15 protein-coding genes are annotated in these 14,647 nt (G+C 56.1%); 8 read left to right on the top strand and 7 right to left on the bottom strand.

Annotated features, from left to right (window positions below; all coding sequences use genetic code 11):
• The first annotated feature begins 108 nt into the window (after positions 1–108).
• The gene (gene yacL, locus ACQUTP_RS18120) at positions 109–471 is read left to right on the top strand and encodes a protein YacL (protein WP_023319739.1); all 363 of its coding nucleotides are present in this window, start codon (positions 109–111) and stop codon (positions 469–471) included.
• 156 nt (positions 472–627) lie between these two features.
• Here yacL and speD read toward each other — a convergent pair whose 3' ends face one another.
• The 5 genes from speD to ACQUTP_RS18145 form a co-directional block, all read right to left on the bottom strand.
• Entirely contained in the window at positions 628–1,422 is a 795-nt protein-coding gene (speD, locus tag ACQUTP_RS18125; RefSeq protein WP_023319740.1) for an adenosylmethionine decarboxylase, read from the bottom strand.
• A 24-nt stretch (positions 1,423–1,446) separates the two neighbouring features.
• Positions 1,447–2,307 (bottom strand): polyamine aminopropyltransferase, encoded by an 861-nt coding sequence (gene speE / locus ACQUTP_RS18130; RefSeq protein ID WP_032455562.1) that lies wholly within the window; start codon positions 2,305–2,307, stop codon positions 1,447–1,449.
• A gap of 147 nt (positions 2,308–2,454) precedes the next feature.
• Positions 2,455–3,666, bottom strand: coding sequence for an FKBP-type peptidyl-prolyl cis-trans isomerase N-terminal domain-containing protein (locus ACQUTP_RS18135; RefSeq protein WP_167879661.1), 1,212 nt, complete (start codon positions 3,664–3,666; stop codon positions 2,455–2,457).
• A 548-nt stretch (positions 3,667–4,214) separates the two neighbouring features.
• A complete protein-coding gene (locus ACQUTP_RS18140) occupies positions 4,215–4,625 on the bottom strand; it encodes a hypothetical protein (RefSeq protein ID WP_004204380.1) in 411 nt (136 codons plus the stop codon).
• Between the two features lie 246 nt (positions 4,626–4,871).
• Positions 4,872–5,219, bottom strand: a complete 348-nt coding sequence (locus ACQUTP_RS18145; protein WP_004204381.1) for a YacC family pilotin-like protein — start codon at positions 5,217–5,219, stop codon at positions 4,872–4,874.
• Positions 5,220–5,364: 145 nt separating this feature from the next.
• Here ACQUTP_RS18145 and cueO point away from each other — a divergent pair, with 145 nt between their 5' ends.
• On the top strand, positions 5,365–6,966 hold the full coding sequence (cueO, locus tag ACQUTP_RS18150; RefSeq protein WP_049116607.1) for a multicopper oxidase CueO: 1,602 nt from the start codon (positions 5,365–5,367) through the stop codon (positions 6,964–6,966).
• Positions 6,967–7,041: 75 nt separating this feature from the next.
• Here the strand turns inward: cueO and ACQUTP_RS18155 are convergent, their stop codons facing one another.
• A complete protein-coding gene (locus ACQUTP_RS18155) occupies positions 7,042–9,432 on the bottom strand; it encodes a glucose/quinate/shikimate family membrane-bound PQQ-dependent dehydrogenase (protein WP_062914380.1) in 2,391 nt (796 codons plus the stop codon).
• A 79-nt stretch (positions 9,433–9,511) separates the two neighbouring features.
• On the opposite strand from ACQUTP_RS18155, the gene ACQUTP_RS18160 reads away from it, so the two are divergent.
• Positions 9,512–9,631: a hypothetical protein gene (locus tag ACQUTP_RS18160; RefSeq protein ID WP_032426021.1), complete on the top strand. Its 120-nt coding sequence runs from the start codon at positions 9,512–9,514 to the stop codon at positions 9,629–9,631.
• A 4-nt stretch (positions 9,632–9,635) separates the two neighbouring features.
• A complete protein-coding gene (gene hpt, locus ACQUTP_RS18165) occupies positions 9,636–10,172 on the top strand; it encodes a hypoxanthine phosphoribosyltransferase (RefSeq protein ID WP_004204384.1) in 537 nt (178 codons plus the stop codon).
• A gap of 46 nt (positions 10,173–10,218) precedes the next feature.
• On the opposite strand, the gene can is transcribed toward hpt, so the two are convergent.
• A complete protein-coding gene (gene can, locus ACQUTP_RS18170) occupies positions 10,219–10,881 on the bottom strand; it encodes a carbonate dehydratase (RefSeq protein WP_004204385.1) in 663 nt (220 codons plus the stop codon).
• Positions 10,882–11,059: 178 nt separating this feature from the next.
• Here can and ACQUTP_RS18175 point away from each other — a divergent pair, with 178 nt between their 5' ends.
• The 4 genes from ACQUTP_RS18175 to ACQUTP_RS18190 all read left to right on the top strand — a co-directional run bounded on the left by ACQUTP_RS18175 (position 11,060) and on the right by ACQUTP_RS18190 (position 14,629).
• On the top strand, positions 11,060–11,986 hold the full coding sequence (locus ACQUTP_RS18175; protein WP_004204387.1) for an ABC transporter ATP-binding protein: 927 nt from the start codon (positions 11,060–11,062) through the stop codon (positions 11,984–11,986).
• The gene (locus ACQUTP_RS18180; RefSeq protein WP_004204389.1) at positions 11,983–12,753 is read left to right on the top strand and encodes an ABC transporter permease; all 771 of its coding nucleotides are present in this window, start codon (positions 11,983–11,985) and stop codon (positions 12,751–12,753) included. Before ACQUTP_RS18175 ends, ACQUTP_RS18180 begins: the two co-directional genes overlap by 4 nt.
• 123 nt (positions 12,754–12,876) lie before the next feature.
• Positions 12,877–13,317 (top strand): PTS sugar transporter subunit IIA, encoded by a 441-nt coding sequence (locus ACQUTP_RS18185; RefSeq protein WP_004204391.1) that lies wholly within the window; start codon positions 12,877–12,879, stop codon positions 13,315–13,317.
• A gap of 58 nt (positions 13,318–13,375) precedes the next feature.
• A complete protein-coding gene (locus ACQUTP_RS18190) occupies positions 13,376–14,629 on the top strand; it encodes a polysaccharide deacetylase family protein (protein ID WP_428902419.1) in 1,254 nt (417 codons plus the stop codon).
• Positions 14,630–14,647 lie beyond the last annotated feature (18 nt).

The following is a 14,647-nucleotide window of genomic DNA, read 5'->3' on the forward strand; positions in this document are numbered from 1 at the left end:
ATTTCCAAACCTCCTGCCTGTTACGCTTTTTTTCTTTCGGTCTGCTGCGATAATTACTCCATGGGTACAGTGCAGCGGTGACGCATTGCCCTTGCAGAGGAAAAGACGATGGACTACGAATTTCTGCGCGATATTACCGGAGTGGTAAAGGTGCGAATGTCGATGGATCATGAGGCGATTGGCCACTGGTTCAACGAGGAGGTGAAAGACAATCTTGCTCTGCTTGACGAAGTGGAGCAGGCTGCGCGCACCGTGAAAGGCAGTGAACGTTCCTGGCAGCGTGCCGGACATGAATATACGCTGTGGCTGGATGGCGAAGAGGTGATGATCCGCGCCAATCAGCTGGAATTTTCCGGCGACGAAATCGAGGAGGGGATGAGCTACTACGATGAAGAAAGCCTCTCTCTGTGCGGCATTGAGGATTTCCTGCAGGTAGTTGCCGCCTATCGTGAATTTATGCAGCAGCGTTGATGACTTATTTTGCGCCGGGCTGCGGAAAAGCGTAGCCTTGCTAAGCGTCGCGTGCGCAGGGCACATCCCCGGGTCGCGACGAGTACCTTGCCCCGGCTACCAGCCGGCGCAGAACCCAGGCCCGGCAAGCACAAGCGCCGCCGGGCATTTGAGGCATTACACGGCAGGAATATTGCGGCCGTAGTAAATCTCGCGCATCTCTTTCCACAGCAGGTCGGTAATGACCTTGCGCTCTTCAGCGGTCAACTCTTCCGGTCGGGTATGGAACATGTAGTGCTTAAGGTCAAACTCCTTGAGCAACATTTTGGTATGGAAGATATTTTCCTGGTAAACGTTGACGTCGACCATGTCATACAGCGACTTCATATCGTCAGACATAAAGTTCTGAATTGAGTTGATTTCATGATCGATAAAATGCTTCATCCCATTGATGTCGCGGGTAAAGCCGCGCACGCGGTAGTCAATGGTTACAATGTCCGATTCCAGCTGGTGGATCAGATAATTCAGCGCTTTGAGCGGTGAAATAACCCCGCAGGTAGAGACTTCGATATCGGCGCGGAAGGTGCACAGGCCGCCTTCCGGGTGGCTCTCCGGATAGGTATGCACGCAGATATGGCTTTTATCGAGATGGGCGACCACGGTTTCAGGCAGCGGGCCGGGGTGTTCGGTCTGGTCGATAAGCCGCGGGTCGACGGGCTCTTCGCTAACCAGAATGGTCACGCTGGCGCCCTGGGGTTCATAATCCTGGCGGGCGATATTCAGGATATTAGCGCCAATAATAGAGCAGGTTTCGGTCAGGATCTCTGTCAGGCGATTGGCGTTATAGAGTTCGTCGATATAGGCGATGTAGCCGTCGCGCTCTTCTGCCGTTTTGGCGTAACAGATATCGTAGATACAAAAACTCAGGCTTTTGGTCAGGTTGTTAAAGCCGTGCAGCTTCAATTTTTTCAATTTAGTTCACCCCCTTATTTCGCTTCACGGTGCGGACAGAGCATCATGCAGATATTGTGGTAAGGCGAAGGCCGCCGTATGGATTGCCGGATTGTAGTAACGGCAGGTCAGGTTGGCTTTGTGAAAGCGCGCCTGAATGATTTCGCTGGAAAGATGGCGCAGCGCCTCGTTGTCGCTCGCCCAGGCAAAGGTCATGATCCCGCCGTAATAGGTCGGAATCGCCGCCTGGTAGAAGCTGACGTCGCGAAAATAGTGGCTCAGCTTACGATGACTGCCCACCGCTTCGTCCTGCTGCAGGAAGCAGACGCCGTTCTGCGCAACGAAAATTCCTCCCGGCTTCAGGCAGCGTTTGCAGCCTTCATAAAAAGCCGAGGTGAAGAGGCTTTCCCCCGGGCCGATAGGATCGGTACAGTCCGAAATGATCACGTCAAACGTTTGCGTCGTCTGGTTAACAAAATTGACGCCATCATCAATCACCAGCGTAAAGCGCGGATCGTCATAGGCGCCGGCGCTATGGTTGGGCAGGTACTGGCGGCAGAATGAGACCACTCCGGCGTCGATTTCCACCATGGTGATACTTTCGATGCTGCGGTGACGAGAGACTTCGCGCAGCATCGCGCCATCGCCGCCGCCGATGATCAGGACATGCTTCGCGTTGCCGTGAGCCAACAGCGGCACGTGGGTCATCATTTCGTGATAGATAAACTCATCGCGTTCGGTGGTCTGCACGACGCCATCCAGCGCCATTACCCGGCCAAAGGCGCGGTTGTCAAAGATGATCAGATCCTGATGATCGGTTTTTTCGTGGTACAGCACGTTATCAACGCTAAAGTACTGACCAAAATGGTCATGCAGCGTTTCATGCCACAGTGGATTATCGGCCACGGTGAGGCTCCTCCTTCGTTAACATCTGTTACACCCGTAAAACGAGTGCAACATCATAGACAACTATAGATGAGGATGCACGGCGGTTATTGCAGCAATGCGGCAGGAATAACAGCACCGCCCGGAGAGGGCGGTGGGGGGACGGGACTATTTTGTTGGCGCGGGTTGGCTATCCACTATCCGCACGGAATAGACCATGGTGGCGCCTGGGGGGATCTTTGGAGGCAACCCTTTACTGCCATAGGCTTTGTCGGGCGGGACGACCAGCGTCACGGAGCCGTGGTTCTGCAGGCGCTTTAGCGGGCCGCGAAATACCGGGGGATAAGCATCCAGTTTCTGGGTGAGCGCCTGATCTTTCGCCTCCATATCATTGATCACCGTCCCGTCCGTCAGCATCTCTTTGATCACCACAGTCACCAGGTCGTTGCCGCTAATTTTCCCTTTGCCCGGGTAATCGATACGGCTGTAGACGCCCTCTTTAAAGACGACATCTTTTTTGCGCGCAAACGCCTGTTGGTATTTCTTACCGGCACTGATGTTTTTCTGCTCGATTTTATTCAGGTTCTGGAAAACCTGCTGGGAAATGTCAAACAGCGCTTTGTTACGCTCCTGTTCGCCGAGGCGAAGCTGGCCGCTGAAAGCATCTTCGATGCCCTGCAGCACCAGGCCAGCGTCGACGTTAACCCCCTGAGTGCGACGAGTCGTGAGGACATTAAGCGCCTCTGTACCCATCGAGGCGCCGATGGCGTAAGCCTGCTGTTCACCTGGCGCGCTGAGTTTGGCGGCGGTTTTGCCGGTGGTATTTCTCGGCGGGACCGTCAGCTGCGTCCGCAGCAGCTGGATTTCATCCTCTTTCATCCGCAGCTGGGCGTTATCTTTGTCCGCCTGCAGGCGATAGGCCGCCACTATGGCCGCCATCTCGGGGGGCTCATCTTTTGCCGCCACGGCGGCATCGGCGCGGCTCGATGGCGCTTTCTCCGCTGCGGCGAGCCGGTTAGCCAGAGACTGCTTATCGGCGTTAAGGGCTTTGATCTGGTCGAGGGCGGTCTGCTTCTCTTTTTCCGCCGCCGCCAGCCGGTTGACCAACGGCTGTTTGTCGGCGTTAAGTGCTTTGATCTGGTCGAGGGCGGTCTGCTTCTCTTTTTCCGCCGCCGCCAGCCGGTTAGCCAGCGACTGCTTATCGGCGTTAAGGGTTTTGACCTGGTCGAGGGCGGTCTGCTTCTCTTTTTCCGTCGCCGCCAGCCGGTTGACCAGCGGCTGTTTGTCGGCGTTAAGGGTTTTGACCTGGTCGAGGGTGGTCTGCTGCGCCTTCTCTGCCGCGGCGAGCCGGTTAGCCAGCGTCTGCTTATCTGTATTCAGAGCGGTGAGGCTGGCGCTGAGCCGTTTATTTTCAGCTGCGGCTTGCTGAAGCTGTGACGTTAATTGTTGGATCTGCTTCAGCGCGGCGGCCTGACTTTGCTGCCGAGTCGTATTCTGGACTGCGCCTTCTTTTTTAATTAACGCCTCATTTTTCGCGGTGGCGGCGGTTAAGGCGATCTGTAATTCTTTTATTTTGTTATTTAAGGCCGCATGCTCATTCGCGATGGAGGTTTCTGTGGCCGGAGTGTTAGCAAGCTGTTTTTTTAATTGCTGAATAGTTTTATTTTTTTGCTCAATGGTCGCCTGCTGGCTGGCGATTCTTTTTTGCAATTGCGCGGTATTAGGCGTCTTTTTTTTATTATCCGCATTTTGACGATCGCCTGACGTTTGCTTTGCGGTTGCAGCATCGCTTTTTTCATGCGCCTGGGTTTGCTGCTGGGCGTAGTCAAGAAACGCCGGCGCGGCGCCGGCGAAGAAAGGTGTTGAAAGCGCCAGCGCCGCGACGAGCATCAGCAGGGGCGCGTTGAGGGTCAGCGTGGCGGCTCTGTTCATGGCTGCTTGCTTTCACCCCGCTGTACCAGGCTATCGATTAGCGTTTTCTGAATATCGGCGCACAATTTGATGGATTTAAACTGATACATGGAGTCAATGCCAAGCCGGGTGGGATCCGCCACTTTCTCGCGCACGCTGTTGTATTGTGATGCCGCACGCACTAAGGCATTGAAGTCATTGCTGAGTTTGGTTGCCTGCTGTGGGTTAACCTCTTTTAGCGAGTCCAGCGCCTGTCGGCAGGATTCAATGCGCGCTTGTTCGCTAGCCGCGCGCTCCTGCTCTGCCTGCTGCTGTGACGTTAGCGGAGTGGTGAGCGGTTTTACCTGCTGGCGAGAGGCGGTATTGCTACAGCCGGCTAATAACATAGCGGCGAGTGGAATAATACGAAGAGTCAGCGAGATATTCACAATTTCAGTCCATGAAGTAGATATATTTTCAACGGATTCTAAAAGGCTGATTTTTATTTTGCAATATATCACTAGGGATATTTTATTGTTTTTTTTCTGGAAAGGCTGTTAGTACGGGTTTAATTTATTTATTGGATTGATGTATTGCGATATATATAAGGTTTATTTTATATAAAATAATAATGGTAAATATTAGAGGCGGGTGAGGAGGGGAAAAGCGCGGCGCGTTGCCGCCCGCGCGGGAAATTATTTGACGTAAGCCAGCAGGCTAAGTGAATCGCGGGCCAGCGCTTTACATTTTTTCGCCGTCGGAAGGTTAATGCCGCTGAGATCGCGATAGCTGTCTTCGCCAAGCGCTTTCATGTTGTAGCTGTCGTAGTTGCTCAGGTCCCACTGGTTCTGTTGGGCAAAGAACACCAGAGCGCGCCGGATCTGTGTGTTGGGCAGGTTCTGGTAGCCACAGTCATTTTTCAGAAACACAAAAACCGCGGTTAAATCAGCCATGTCTTCCGCTTCGGATTCGCTGAGCGCGTAGCTGTTGGCGGAGAGAGTAAGCAGGCTGCCGAGTACCATTGTTCTGAAAAGCGTCTTCATTTTTTCTACCGTTAGATCACCGACGCTTCAAATTAGCATACTTCTTTACACAGCGCCGATCTTTATTCTCACTCTTCTGCTTGACCTTCCCGTTACGGTAGGGTTTAAGCTCAAATATTCGCCCGCAGAATAAAAGGATGTGAATATGCAACGTCGAGACTTCCTCAAACTGACCGCCGCGGTCAGCATGGCCAGCGCGTTACCGCTTTGGAGCCGTGCGGTCTTTGCAGCCAGTCGCCCGGCCCTGCCGGTACCGTCGCTGTTGACGGCCGATGCGCGCAACCGTATCGCGCTGACCATCCAGGCGGGCAAAACGCAATTTGGCGGGATGAACGCCACCACATGGGGGTATAACGGCTCGCTGCTGGGGCCCGCGCTGCAGCTGACGCAGGGGAAGACCATCACGGTGGACATTACTAACCAGCTGGCAGAAGAGACCACGCTGCACTGGCATGGTCTGGAGGTCCCGGGCGAGGTCGACGGGGGACCGCAGGGGGTTATCGCCCCGGGCTCCACTCGGACGGTGAGCTTCACGCCAACGCAACGGGCGGCCACCTGCTGGTTTCACCCCCATCAGCACGGGACCACCGGTCGGCAGGTGGCGATGGGGCTGGCGGGGCTGGTGCTGATCGAGGATGAAGAGAGCGGACGCCTGCTGTTGCCGAAGCAGTGGGGAATCGATGATGTACCGGTTATCGTACAGGACAAGAAGTTTACCGCCGCTGGCGAAATTGATTATCAGCTGGATGTCATGAGCGCCGCCGTCGGCTGGTTTGGCGATACGCTGTTGACCAATGGCGCTCTCTATCCTGAACATGCCGCCCCGCGCGGCTGGCTACGTCTGCGCTTGCTGAACGGCTGTAATGCCCGTTCCCTCAATTTTGCGACCAGTGATAAGCGCCCGCTGTACGTGGTGGCCAGCGACGGCGGTCTGCTGGCGGAGCCGGTGAAGGTCAATGAACTGCCGGTCTTGATGGGGGAGCGTTTTGAGGTGCTGGTGGACACCAGCGACGGTAAACCTTTTGATCTGGTGACCCTGCCGGTGAGCCAGATGGGCATGGCCATTGCGCCTTTCGATAAACCACAGCCGGTACTGCGCGTCCAGCCGCTGGTTATTCCTGCCTCCGGTAAGCTGCTGGATACCCTGGCCGCTCTGCCGGCGCTACCGTCCCTGACGGGGCTGACGCAGCGTCAGCTCCAGCTGTCGATGGATCCGATGCTTGACAGGATGGGCATGCAGGCGCTGATGGAGAAATATGGCGATCAGGCGATGGCCGGAATGGATCACGGCATGATGGGGCACGGCGGGATGGGCGACATGGGGAGTATGCACCACGGCGACATGAGCAACATGAACCACGGGTCCGGCATGAATCATGGTATGTCGTCGGCTAAGGGGTTTGATTTCCATAACGCCAACCGCATCAACGGCAAAGCCTTCGACATGAATGTGCCGATGTTTGCCGCCGCCAGAGGAGAGTATGAACGCTGGGTCATCTCCGGCAAGGGCGACATGATGCTACATCCGTTCCACATTCACGGCACCCAGTTCCGCATCCTTAGCGAAAACGGCAAGCCGCCAGCGGCGCATCGTAGCGGCTGGAAAGACACCGTTCGTGTGGAAGGGGACGTGAGTGAAGTATTAGTGAAGTTTGATCATCCGGCGCCGAAGGAGTTTGCCTATATGGCCCACTGCCACCTGCTGGAACATGAAGACACCGGGATGATGTTGGGATTCACGGTTTAGGGCGGTATAGCCCTGGCGCGTGGAAATAGGGGATAAAGACAAAAAAAACGGCAACTTTCGTTGCCGTTTTGCGTTTTATTTCGCCTCATCCGGGAGCGCATAGGCGACGATATAATCGCCCATTTTTGTACCAAACGAGCCGTGACCGCCGGCAGAGATGACAACATACTGTTTGCCATTCACTTCGTAAGTCATCGGAGTCGCCTGGCCGCCGGCTGGCAGACGGGCTTCCCACAGTTTCTCACCATTGCTCATATTGTACGCGCGCAGGTAGTTATCCGCGGTCGCGCCGATGAACAGGACGTTACCCGCCGTGGAGATTGGCCCACCCAGCATCGGCATACCCATGGTGAACGGCAGTTTAACCGGCATCGGGAACGGCAGGCTATCCTGCGGAGTACCGATACGTTTTTTCCATACCACTTCGTTGGTTTTTAGATCCAGCGCGGAGATATAGCCCCATGCCGGCTGTTTGCACGGCAGGCCGAACGGCGACAGGAACGGGTTCAGGGTGACGCCGTAAGGGACACCGTACTGCGGCTGCACGCCGGACTCGGTGCCTGAGCCTTTCGCATCTTTCGGCGGTTCCATTGGGTTGCCCGGGCCGCGTGGGATCAGTTTAGAGACGAACGGCAGCGCCATTGGGTTGGCGATAGCCACCTGACGGTTCGGATCGACGGAGATGCCGCCCCATTCAAACATCCCCAGGTTACCCGGGAAGACGAGGGTGCCCTGCTCAGACGGCGGGGTAAAGATACCTTCATAGCGCATCTGGTGGAAAATCACGCGGCACACCAGCTGGTCGAACATGGTGGCGCCCCACATGTCCGCGCCGGTCAGATCTTTCTTCGGACGGAAGCTCAGATCGGAGAAGGGCTGGGTTTTGGCCACATAATCGCCTTTGGCGGCGCCCTGCGGGACCGGTTTTTCCGGGGCCGGGACCACCAGCTCGCCGTTACGACGATCCAGCACGAAGATGTTGCCGGTTTTCGCCGGAGCATAGATGACCGGCACGGTTTTGCCATTGACTTCAATGTCAGCCAGCGTCGGCTGAGAAGGCATGTCCATATCCCACAGGTCGTGGTGGACGGTCTGGTAGCTCCAGGCCAGTTTACCGGTGGTGGCGTTCAGCGCGACAATCGAGCTGGCATAGCGCTCTTGCTCCGGCGTGCGGTTGCCGCCCCAGATATCCGGAGTGGTCACGCCCATCGGCAGATAGACCAGATCCAGTTTGGCGTCGTAGGCGGCAGGCGCCCAGGAGTTCGGTGAGTTGAGCGTGAAGTGATGCTCATCGCTTGGGATGGCGTTCGGATCTTTCGCGCCTGGATCGAAGGCCCACAGCAGTTTCCCGGTATTCACATCAAAACCGCGGATCACGCCTGACGGCTCACGGGTAGAGAAGTTATCGGTGACTGCGCCGGCAATCACGATGGTCTTATCGGTGATAATCGGCGGGGAAGTGGGTTCATACATGCCCGGCGTGGTCACTGGCATATTGGTCTGCAGGTTGAGAATACCTTTGTTGGCAAAGGTTTCGCACAGCTTACCGTTGTCGGCGTTTACTGCGAACAGGCGACCATCGTTCACCGGCAGGATAATGCGGCGCGGACAGTCGGCCACGACGTCAGCAGGGGCGTTATCCGCTTTCGCTTCGTGATACGAGACACCGCGGCAGGTGACGTGCTGGAATGACGGGTCGGCGTTCAGCTGCGGGTCAAAATGCCATTTCTCTTTACCGGTGGCGGAGTCAAGCGCGAACAGGCGCTGATGGGCGGTACACAGGAAGAGCGTGTCGCCGACTTTAATCGGTGTCACTTCGTTAGTGATTTCACCCGGATCGTTCGGCTGTTTCAGGTCGCCGGTGCGGAACACCCAGGCTTCCTTCAGGTTCTTCACGTTGTCGGCATTAATCTGCTTCAGCGGGGAGAAGCGCTGACCTTCCTGGTTGCGGCCATAGGCCGGCCAGTCGCCGTCGGCAACGGTGGAGATCGGCGCGGCCGGGGTGGCGTCGGCGCTCAGGGTGCCGTTGATCTCCTGCGGGTCGTTAAAACCAGCCCAGGTCAGCATGCCGCCGCTGATCAGCAGGGCGACGACCAGCGCGCCTACGGCGCCAGCGGAAGGCACCGGCAGACGACGCCAGACAAAAGGCAGGATCAGCCAGATACCAAAGAAGACGAGGATGTCGCTACGCGGCGTCAGCGCCCAGAAGTCGAAGCCGACTTCCCAGACGCCCCAGATCATGGTCGCCAGCAGCAGTGCGGCGTACAGCCACAGCGCAGCGCGCTTGCCGCGCAGCAGCATCACGGTCACGCCCAGCATCACCAGACCGGCGATGGGATAGTACCAGGAGCCGCCAAGCACGACCAGCCATGCTCCGCCGATTAAAAGATAGAGGCCGCAGAACGCTGCAAATAGCGCAGTCAGCGTCACCAGGAGCCTTGATTGTTGAGACTTTGTTTCAGCCATAGAAAGTTACTCATGTGTTTGTTAATTTTTTAACTGCAATTAATTATAGGATTTAACAAGTGTGATCGGAATCACAAATATGGCTTTATTAATCCCTGCACCGCAGATTTCTTTTTGCTGGTATACTGGATGGCTTGCCGGTCATCGTCGGGGCGAAAGCAGCGGCTTTGATGATTTATATTTAGAATCAAATGGTTAGTCTTATGAAACATACTGTAGAAGTGATGATCCCGGAATCCGAGATCAAAGCGCGTATCGCGGAACTGGGTCGTCAAATCAACGAACATTATCAGGACAGCGGCAGCGAAATGGTGCTGGTGGGGCTGCTGCGCGGCTCGTTTATGTTCATGGCCGACCTGTGCCGTGAAGTGCAGGTGCCGCATGAAGTCGATTTTATGACCGCCTCGAGCTACGGCAGCGGCATGTCCACCACCCGTGATGTGAAAATCCTCAAAGATCTGGACGAAGACATCCGTGGTAAAGACGTACTGATCGTGGAAGACATCATCGACTCCGGCAATACCCTGTCTAAAGTGCGTGAGATCCTCAGTCTGCGCGAGCCGAAGTCGCTGGCCATTTGTACGCTGCTGGATAAACCAAGCCGCCGCGAAGTGAATGTCCCGGTTGAGTTCGTCGGTTTCGCCATTCCGGACGAGTTCGTGGTGGGCTACGGTATCGACTACGCTCAGCGCTACCGCCATCTGCCGTATATCGGCAAAGTCACCCTGCTGGACGAGTAAGGGAATATTCCACTCAGGCGCGCGCCTGAGTGGCTAAGTCTGAAGGCTATTTGTGGTTGATGTGCTTGATCTTGAGGTTGGAGATCCCGTGGCGATAGCGCTGTTCGAGGGTTTCCCTGCTCACGGCGGTGACATCCAGATCGCGCAGCAGTCCGTCGTGAATCCCGTAAGCCCAGCCGTGGATGGTGACTTTCTGTCCGCGCTTCCACGCGGATTGCATAATCGTCGAATGTCCCAGGTTGTATACCTGCTCCATCACGTTCAGTTCACAAAGAGTATCCAGACGGCGCTCCTCCGGCATTTCCCCCAGCAGCGAGCTGTGTTTAAACCAGATATCGCGGATATGCAGCAGCCAGTTGTCGATGAGCCCCAGCTCCGGGTTCTCCACCGCCGCCTGCACGCCGCCGCAGCCGTAGTGGCCGCAGATAATGATGTGCTCAACTTCAAGGACATCGACGGCATACTGTACCACCGACAGGCAGTTGAGGTCGGTGTGGATCACCAGATTCGCCACGTTACGATGCACAAACAGTTCGCCTGGCTCCAGGCCGGTGAGTCGCTCAGCGGGAACGCGGCTGTCAGAACAGCCAATCCACAGGAAGCGCGGTTTCTGCGTTTGCGACAGTTTCTCAAAAAAGCCGGGGTCCTCTTCCACCAGCATTTTTGACCATAGTGCATTGTTGCTGATGAGTGTATCTATATCATTCATGGACGTTATCGGCCTGTAACCAAGTAAGTGCGTTGCGCTAATATAGGGTAAGCTCACCTTTTTTAAAACCATCTTAACCCGTGATACTTCAGGCTGCAGATGCGCTGGCCGCGCGAGTACAGCGCAAACGTCAGTCAGGCGGGTTAATGACGTGTCATGACACGAGAAGAGATATTTAATGACCATTGCTCTGGAATTAAAACAGCTCAAAAAAACCTACCCCGGCGGGGTTCAGGCTCTGCGGGGAATCGACCTACAGGTTGAAGCGGGGGATTTCTATGCCCTGCTGGGCCCGAACGGGGCGGGAAAATCCACGACGATCGGCATCATCAGCTCGCTGGTGAACAAAACCTCCGGTCAGGTCAATGTCTTTGGCTACGATCTGGAGAAAGATGTCGTCAACGCCAAGCGCCAGCTTGGCCTGGTGCCGCAGGAGTTTAACTTTAACCCGTTCGAGACCGTGCAGCAGATCGTCGTTAACCAGGCGGGCTACTACGGCGTTGAGCGTAAAGAAGCCATCGCCCGCAGCGAAAAGTACTTAAAACAGCTCGATCTATGGGAAAAACGCAGCGAACGCGCGCGGATGCTCTCCGGCGGGATGAAGCGCCGCCTGATGATCGCTCGCGCGTTGATGCATGAGCCGAAGCTGCTGATCCTCGACGAGCCGACCGCCGGCGTCGATATCGAACTCCGCCGCTCGATGTGGGGCTTCCTCAAGGATCTCAACGATCGCGGAACCACCATTATTCTGACCACCCACTATCTCGAAGAGGCCGAAATGCTGTGCCGCAACATCGGCATCATCCAGCACGGTACGCTGGTGGAAAACACCTCGATGAAAGCGCTGCTGTCGAAGCTGAAGTCAGAGACCTTTATTCTCGACCTCGCGCCAAAAAGCCCGGTGCCGAAGCTCGAGGGCTACCAGTATCAGCTGGTCGATACCTCGACGCTGGAAGTGGAGGTCCTGCGCGAGCAGGGGATTAACAGCGTCTTCGCGCAGCTGAGCGCCCAGGGGGTGCAGGTACTGAGTATGCGTAACAAAGCCAACCGTCTGGAAGAGCTGTTTGTCACCCTGGTGCATGAGCGAAAAGGAGAGTCAGCATGATGCAGCTTTATTGGGTCGCGCTGAAAAGCATCTGGACCAAAGAGATCCATCGTTTTATGCGCATCTGGGTGCAGACGCTGGTGCCGCCAGTGATCACCATGACCCTGTACTTCGTGATTTTCGGCAACCTGATCGGCTCGCGCATCGGCGAGATGCATGGCTTTACCTATATGCAGTTTATCGTGCCGGGCCTGATCATGATGGCGGTGATCACCAACGCTTACGCCAACGTCGCCTCGTCGTTCTTCAGCGCCAAGTTTCAGCGCAACATTGAGGAGCTGCTGGTGGCACCGGTGCCGACGCACGTGATTATCGCCGGCTACGTGGGCGGCGGGGTGGCGCGCGGGCTGTGCGTGGGCATCCTGGTGACCGCGGTGTCGCTGTTCTTTGTGCCGTTCCAGGTTCACTCCTGGCTGTTTGTCGCCCTGACGCTGCTCCTTACCGCGGTGCTGTTCTCGCTGGCCGGGCTGCTGAACGCGGTGTTTGCTAAGACCTTCGATGACATCAGCCTGATCCCGACCTTTGTGCTGACGCCGCTGACCTATCTCGGCGGGGTGTTCTACTCGCTGACCCTGCTGCCGCCGTTCTGGCAGGGGCTGTCGCATCTGAACCCCATCGTCTACATGATCAGCGGTTTCCGCTTCGGCTTCCTCGGTATCAACGATGTGCCGCTGGTGACCACCTTTGCGGTGCTGGTGGTCTTCATCGTCGCCTTCTATCTCCTCTGCTGGTCGTTAATCCAGCGCGGCCGCGGCCTGCGTAGCTGATACTCATCACGGTTTAGCGCTTCCGGACGCCAATACGCGAAGCGCTAACCGCTTATCTTTGACCGCCATCACCGATACGCCATCTTCCCCTTGCTACATTGTTGGCTGGCTAAGGAGGGAAGCATGCTTGGTTGGGTCATTACCTGCCACGATGAGCTGGCGCAGGAGATGCTGGATCGTCTTGAACAAAAATTTGGTCCACTGGCCCAGTGCCGGGCGGTCAATTACTGGCGCAATCTCAGCAGCAATATGTTGAGCCGGATGATGTGCGATGCGCTGCATGCCACCGACTCCGGGGACGGGGTCATTTTCCTTACCGACAGAACCGGCGCGGCGCCTTATCGGGCCGCGGCGCTGATGAGCCACAAACATACCCACTGCGAAGTGATCTCCGGCGTCAGCTATTCATTACTTGAGCGAATGTATCTGCTGCGGAATACGTTAAGCAGCGAGGCGTTTCGCCAGGCTATCGTCAGCGCGGGCGGTCCGATGGTGAGCAGCCTGTGGCATCAGCAGCAGAAGAACCCCCCGTTCCGGTTGCGTCATGATACTTTTGGAAATTAAGCAGCGGGACAGATGCCGCTTTTGTTACAATAACCGCCGTTGATGGTTTACCGGTTCGATGCGCATGCTTGCCCGATTTTTTACTCTGCTTCTTTTACTGACCTCACTCAGCGCCTCCGCCAGTCTGCTTAGCCAGCAGGGCAAGCCTGTGCGCTATATGCAAACCACCGAAGACGCGGTTATCTGGGCGCAGGTGGGGAACCATGTGGTCAGCGTCGGCAATGTGCGTGCCGGGCAAATCCTCGCGGTTGTCCCGACGGCGGCTGATTACTATGAGTTTCGCTTCGGCTTCGGCACCGGGTTTATTGACAAGGGTCATCTGGAACCAGTGCAGGGTAAGCAGCGGGTGGAGGACCGTCTTGGGGATCTCAATAAGCCGCTGAGTAACCAGAATTTACTCACCTGGAAAGATACGCCGCTCTATGACGCTCCCTCAGTGAGCAGCGCGCCGTTCGGCACGCTGGCCAATAATCTGCGCTATCCGATCCTCAGCAAGCTGAAGGACCGGCTCAATCAGACCTGGTTTCAGATCCGCATTGGCGACCGGCTGGCGTGGGTCAGCAGTCTGGATGCGCAGGAGGATAACGGGATCCCCGTGCTGACCTATCACCATATTCTGCGTGACGAAGAGAACACCCGTTTCCGCCATACCTCGACCACCACCTCGGTACGCGCCTTTAATAACCAGATGACCTGGCTGCGGGATCAGGGTTATACCACGCTGACCCTCTATCAGCTGGAAGGCTACGTGCGCAATAAAATCAACCTTCCGGCGCGGGCAGTCGCCATCACCTTCGATGACGGCTTGAAATCGGTAAATCTCTACGCCTATCCGGTGCTGAAACAGTATGGCTTCCACGCCACCGCCTTTATTATTTCATCGCGTATTAAGCGTCATCCGCAGCAATGGGATCCGAAATCGCTGCAGTTCATGAGCATTTCTGAGCTCCGGCAGATCCAGGACGTCTTTGACATTCAGTCGCATACCCACTTTCTCCACCGGGTGGACGCCAGCCGGCGGCCGATCTTATTCAGCCGCAACTACCATAATCTTCTGTTTGATTTTGCCCGCTCGCGTCGGGCGCTGAGCCAGTTTAATCCACATGTGCTCTACCTTTCCTATCCCTTCGGCGGCTATAACGCCACGGCGGTGCAGGCGGCGAATGACGCCGGGTTTCATATGGCGGTGACGACGGTGCGTGGGAAGGTGAAGCCGGGGGACAATCCGTTTCTGCTAAAGCGGTTATATATCTTACGCACGGATTCGCTGGAGACGATGTCGCGGCTGATCAGTAACCAGCCGCAGGGGTAAACTTCGGCGCTGCACCTG

The sequence above is a fragment of the Klebsiella sp. 2-CIP_Kleb. genome, assembly GCF_050378715.1.
GTDB classification, from domain to species: domain Bacteria; phylum Pseudomonadota; class Gammaproteobacteria; order Enterobacterales; family Enterobacteriaceae; genus Klebsiella; species Klebsiella quasipneumoniae.

Excerpts from the sequence above, each read along its gene's own strand:
- ACQUTP_RS18160 (WP_032426021.1), top strand. The coding sequence starts at position 9,512 with ATGGCTTTATTAATCCCTGCACCGCAGATTTCTTTTTGCTGGTATACT.
- ACQUTP_RS18180 (WP_004204389.1), top strand. The coding sequence starts at position 11,983 with ATGATGCAGCTTTATTGGGTCGCGCTGAAAAGCATCTGGACCAAAGAG.
- ACQUTP_RS18155 (WP_062914380.1), bottom strand. The coding sequence starts at position 9,432 with ATGGCTGAAACAAAGTCTCAACAATCAAGGCTCCTGGTGACGCTGACT.
- yacL (WP_023319739.1), top strand. The coding sequence starts at position 109 with ATGGACTACGAATTTCTGCGCGATATTACCGGAGTGGTAAAGGTGCGA.
- ACQUTP_RS18185 (WP_004204391.1), top strand. The coding sequence starts at position 12,877 with ATGCTTGGTTGGGTCATTACCTGCCACGATGAGCTGGCGCAGGAGATG.
- hpt (WP_004204384.1), top strand. The coding sequence starts at position 9,636 with ATGAAACATACTGTAGAAGTGATGATCCCGGAATCCGAGATCAAAGCG.
- ACQUTP_RS18145 (WP_004204381.1), bottom strand. The coding sequence starts at position 5,219 with ATGAAGACGCTTTTCAGAACAATGGTACTCGGCAGCCTGCTTACTCTC.
- cueO (WP_049116607.1), top strand. The coding sequence starts at position 5,365 with ATGCAACGTCGAGACTTCCTCAAACTGACCGCCGCGGTCAGCATGGCC.
- ACQUTP_RS18190 (WP_428902419.1), top strand. The coding sequence starts at position 13,376 with ATGCGCATGCTTGCCCGATTTTTTACTCTGCTTCTTTTACTGACCTCA.
- ACQUTP_RS18175 (WP_004204387.1), top strand. The coding sequence starts at position 11,060 with ATGACCATTGCTCTGGAATTAAAACAGCTCAAAAAAACCTACCCCGGC.
- can (WP_004204385.1), bottom strand. The coding sequence starts at position 10,881 with ATGAATGATATAGATACACTCATCAGCAACAATGCACTATGGTCAAAA.